This window comes from Micromonospora sp. NPDC049662, assembly GCF_040675055.1.
GTDB lineage: Bacteria > Actinomycetota > Actinomycetes > Mycobacteriales > Micromonosporaceae > Micromonospora.
Genome location: NZ_JBFAOC010000099.1, coordinates 5,088 through 9,954, shown reverse-complemented (window position 1 = coordinate 9,954; position 4,867 = coordinate 5,088). Strand labels below are relative to the sequence as shown.

Sequence of the window (4,867 nt, the reverse complement as noted above, 5' to 3'; positions counted from 1 at the left end):
CACGACGCAGGTGGTGGGCCCCGGCCGGGACGCCGACACGACCCAGGTGATCAGCGGCGGTGCGGTCCCCGGCTCAGCGCCGGTCGGGATCCACGGGCGGGATGACCGTCGTGGTCTCGCTGTCGTCGCCGGTGCGCTGCCCGGGGACCGCACCGCCGCTGATCACCTGGGTCGTGTCGGCGTCCCGGCCGGGGCCCACCACCTGCGTCGTGTCATCGGTCGACGGCCGCACCTGCGTGGCGTCCGCGTCCGACGGCCGGGTGACCACCTGCGTGACCTCGGGATCGGACTGACGAGGGGTCACCTGCGTGGCGTCCGCGTCCGACGGCCGGGTCACGATCTGCGTGGCGTCCGCGTCCGACGGGCGGGTCACGATCTGCGTGGCGTCCGCGTCGGACGGGCGGCTCACGATCTGCGTAGTGTCGGGGTCGGCGGATCGGGTCGTCACCTGCGTGACGTCGGCATCCGACGGGCGGGTGGTCCCCGACGTGCGGTCCGCCTCGAAGGGGCGGCCGACGGCCGACGTACGGTCCGCGTCGGCGCGGGCGGCGGTCGAGCGGTCCGCTTCGGCCTCGACACGAGCGGCCTCGGCACGGGCCTCTGCCGCGCGAGCCTCCTCGACACGAGCGGCTTCGGCGCGGGCGGCTTCGGCTTCGGCCTCGGCGCGGGAGGCACGGTAGGCGCGGGTGTGCGTGGCAATCAGCTGCGACTCCTGCTCGGCGCGGGTCAGCCACGACTCCCAGCGGCTCTGCATCGGACGGATGAGGCCACCACCGACTCCGACCACGAGGATGCCGCCGACGGTGGCCAGCACGGCGATCAGCACCGGGGTGGTGACCGCGGTGGCCACGCCGATCTGGTTCAACGCGGCGATGACGCCCAGGCCGAGGATGAACACCGAGGCGATGCCCGCCAGGGCCCGGCCGTACGACAGCCCGCCGAGCGCGCCGCCGATGATGTCCTTGACGGCGTTGGCGATGGCGGCGGCGACCACGACGATGACGATCGCGACGAAGGCGCGGGGCAACCACGCGACCACGGCGGTGATGAGGTCGGAGATCGGGTTGGGGCCCCAGATGCCGAAGGCCAGCTGGAGGGTGAGCAGCAGCACCGCGTAGTACACGAGCTTCGCGACGATGTCGCTGGCGTCGTACCGGGATCGGTTGAGCGCCCGACGGATGCCGCCGCGCTCGACGGCGCGGTCGAAGCCGACCCGCTCGAGGATCTTCTCCACGATCTTCAACACGGCCTTGGCGATCAGCCATCCGGCCACCAGGATCGCCACGAAGGCGACGGCCTTGGGCAGGAAGAGCATCACCGAGCGGAGGGCGTCGCCCACCGCGTCGCTGACGTTGTCACTCATCTGGTCATTCCTTAGGGGCAGCGGGGATAGTCCGCCCCACCTACCCCCACCAGCCCGCAGGGAAACGCCGCCGACCCCTGGCGCGCCGGCGGGTCTGGCAATATTCTCCGTGTTGCGTGCGGCCACTGGAGCTACTTTTCATCCCCCCGCCGTCGGCCGCAGGAGGAGCTGTCATGCACGTCGAGCATTCCGAAGTGGACCGCCGGACACTGCTGCGCGCCGGTCTCGGCGCGGCCGCGGTCGCCGTCGTCGGAAGTGAACTCGCCTTCTCGGGCGCGGCGCAGGCCGCCCCCGGCACGGACCTGGACTGGATCATCAGCTGCGACGAGTGGGGCGCCCGCCCACCGGCGGACCCGCTGTCGGTCAGCGCCATCGCCACCAACAAGATCATCGTGCATCACATGGCATTCCCGAACGTCACCGACTACTCCCGCGAGCAGGCGGTCAAGCTGGCCCACGACTGCCAGGACCTGCACATGGACGGCAACGGCTGGTCGGACACCGGTCAACACTTCACGGTGAGCCGGGGCGGCTACGTACTGGAGGGCCGCCGGGGCAGCCTGGAACGCCTCGAAGCCGGCGACCGCCAGATGATCGCGGCGCACTGCCCGGGTGAGAACGGCCGGGCCATCGGCATCGAGAACGAGGGCACCTACGTCACCGAGACGCCACCGGAGGCGCTCACCGACTCGCTGGTCAAGCTCTGCGTCGCGATCAGCCGGCAGTACGGGCTGCACGCGTACGACATCTTCGGCCACTGGGACTTCCGCACGACCGATTGCCCGGGCGCGGCCTTCTACCGGCAGTTCCCCGAGCTGCGGCGGCGCGTGCACGCCGCCCTCGGCACCTCGCTCGGTGACGTGCCGGCCCGTCGCTGGCCCGACCTGTGGCGGTTCGTCAACTCGCCGTCGGTCCGGGTGGTGCAGCACCTGCTGGCCTTCCGGGGCTACGCCGTGACGGTCAGCGGCACGTTCGACGCCGCGACCGTGGCCGCCGTGCAGGACTGGCAGGCCCGCAACGGCATCCCGGTGGACGTGGACGCCACGCTGACCACGGCGACCTGGGAGACGCTGGCGCCCGAGTTGGACCAGCACGCGAGCGGAGCGCCGGTCACCGCGGTGCAGGAGATCCTGGCCAAGAAGGGGTACGCGGTCACCGTCACCGGGGCCTACGACCATGCCACCCGCAAGGCGGTGCAGGACCTTCAGGCGCTGCACGGCCTGCCCCGCAACGGCAAGCTCAGCACCAGCACGTGGTGCACGATCGTCGGCGGGTCCGTCCGCGAGTCGTTCCGGCACCGCTGAGCCACCGGGTGCGCTGCGGGTCGAACCCGCACCGCACCGGGCCCGCCACCAGCGCGAAGCCGCGCGCCTCGTTGTCGGCCCTCCGTCGGCCTGCGACGATGCCGCATCGGCTGGCTGGCTGGCTGGCTGGCTGGCTGGTCAACATCTCCCAACCCGGGTCCTGACCAGCGCGTCGGCGCGACCGATCGGTTTGGCCGACGGTGCGGGCGGAAAGAGTGCTGGGCATGACTTGGGCCCGTCGAGCCGTACCCGCGGTCGCCGCCGCCGTCGCGGCGCTCGCCGCGAGGGACCTGATCCAGCGCGACCACGCGCTGCTGCGCAACTTCCCGGTGCTGGGCCGCGCCCGGTACCTGCTGGAGGCGATCGGGCCGGAGCTTCGGCAGTACATCGTGGCGGGCAACGACGAGGAACGGCCGTTCACCCGGGACCAGCGCCGGTGGGTGTACGCGTCCGCCAAGCAGGAGAACAACTACTTCGGCTTCGGTACGGACAACAACATCGAGTTCACGCCCGGGTACCCGATCATCAAGCACCGCACGTTCGGCCGGGCCGTGCCACCGTCGTCGCCGACGGCCGGGCACGACGTCCGACTGCCGTGCGCGAAGGTGCTCGGCGCGGCCCGGGGTCGAGCGCGCGCCTTCCGGCCAGGGTCGGTGGTCAACATCTCCGGAATGAGCTTCGGCTCGCTCTCCGGCAACGCCATCACCGCGTTGAACAAGGGCGCCGCCCTCGCCGGATGTCTGCAGAACACCGGCGAGGGTGGCCTGTCGCCGTACCACCGCAACGGCGGTGAGCTGGTCTTCCAGCTCGGTACGGCGTACTTCGGCTGCCGCGATGAACACGGCCGGTTCAGTCTGGACCGGCTCAAGGACCTCGTCGCCGGTGCTCCCGTGCGCGCCTTGGAGATCAAGCTGAGCCAGGGGGCGAAGCCGAGCCTCGGCGGCCTGCTCCCCGGAGCGAAGGTGTCCGCCGAGATCGCCGCGACCCGGGGCATCCCGGCCGGGCGGGACTGCGTGAGCCCGTCGCGGCACGCCGAGTTCTCCGACTGCGACAGCCTGCTGGACTGGGTGGAGCTGCTGGCCGCCGAGACGGGCCTGCCGGTGGGCATCAAGTCTGCGGTCGGCGACCTGAGCTTCTGGCAGGAGCTGGCCGGCCTGATGCGCGACACGGGCCGGGGCGTCGACTTCGTGACGGTCGACGGCGGCGAGGGCGGCACCGGCGCCGCGCCGCTGATCTTCACCGATTCGGTGTCGCTCCCGTTCCAACAGGGCTTCTCCCGGGTCTACAAGGTCTTCGCGGAACACGACCTACACGAGCGGGTGGTGTTCATCGGCAGCGGCAAGCTCGGCCTGCCGGACAACGCCGTGGTGGCGTTCGCACTCGGCTGCGACATGGTCAACGTGGGCCGCGAGGCGATGCTGTCGATCGGCTGCATCCAGGCGCAGAAGTGCCACACCGACACCTGCCCCACCGGGGTGGCGACACAGAACGCGTGGCTGGCCCGGGGCCTCGACCCGACGCTCAAATCCGTCCGGGCGGCCAACTACCTGGCGACGTTGCGCCGGGACCTGACCAAGGTCGCCGAGGCCTGCGGCGTGGAACACCCCGGCCTGATCGGCACGGACGCCGTGGAGATCCTGGACGGCCGCACCGGCTCCACCCCACTGCACGAGGTGTACGGGTACCGCCCGCACTGGGGCCTGCCCTCCGCTGCCGACCAGAAAGAGATCATCCGGCTGATGATCCCGGAGGCGCCCCAGGGCGGCAGCGCCCCGCCGTCACCCACCGCCGTCGGCTGATCCCGCCCACCGACCCACCGACCCGCCGCCCACGGGGCCCACCGCCCGCCGCCCGCCGCCCACGGGGCCCACCGCCAATCTGCCTACGGCCCACCGGCCCGCCGCTTACCGCGCCGCCGGCCCGCCGCCCACCGCGCCACCGCGCCGCCGCCCGCCGCCAACCACCAACCACCAACCACCAACCACCAACGGGCCTACCGCCCCACCGGCCCGCCGCATACCGGCCCGCCGGCCCGCCGCCAACCTGCCTACCGCCCCAACCGGCCCGCCGGGCCACCGGGCCGCCGCCCGCCGCCAACCGCCAACCGCCGCCGGGCCTACCGCCCCACCGGCCCGCGCCCCACCGGCCCGCCGCCCGAAGAGCGTGATGCCTGTGAGTCAACATGTTTAAGCACAGGCAG

At 72.3% G+C, this 4,867-nt stretch carries 2 protein-coding genes and 1 pseudogene; 2 read left to right on the top strand and 1 reads right to left on the bottom strand.

Annotation, left to right across the window (positions count from 1 at the left end; all coding sequences use genetic code 11):
* Positions 1 to 640 precede the first annotated feature (640 nt).
* Positions 641 to 1,363: pseudogene (locus tag AB0J36_RS33805) on the bottom strand (hypothetical protein); the annotation flags it as partial.
* Between the two features lie 173 nt (positions 1,364 to 1,536).
* Between AB0J36_RS33805 and AB0J36_RS33800 the strand changes: the two are divergent.
* Both AB0J36_RS33800 and AB0J36_RS33795 read left to right on the top strand, forming a co-directional pair.
* Positions 1,537 to 2,667, top strand: a complete 1,131-nt coding sequence (locus AB0J36_RS33800; protein ID WP_357121609.1) for an N-acetylmuramoyl-L-alanine amidase — start codon at positions 1,537 to 1,539, stop codon at positions 2,665 to 2,667.
* A 224-nt stretch (positions 2,668 to 2,891) separates the two neighbouring features.
* A complete protein-coding gene (locus AB0J36_RS33795) occupies positions 2,892 to 4,466 on the top strand; it encodes an FMN-binding glutamate synthase family protein (protein WP_357121606.1) in 1,575 nt (524 codons plus the stop codon).
* Positions 4,467 to 4,867: the final 401 nt, after the last annotated feature.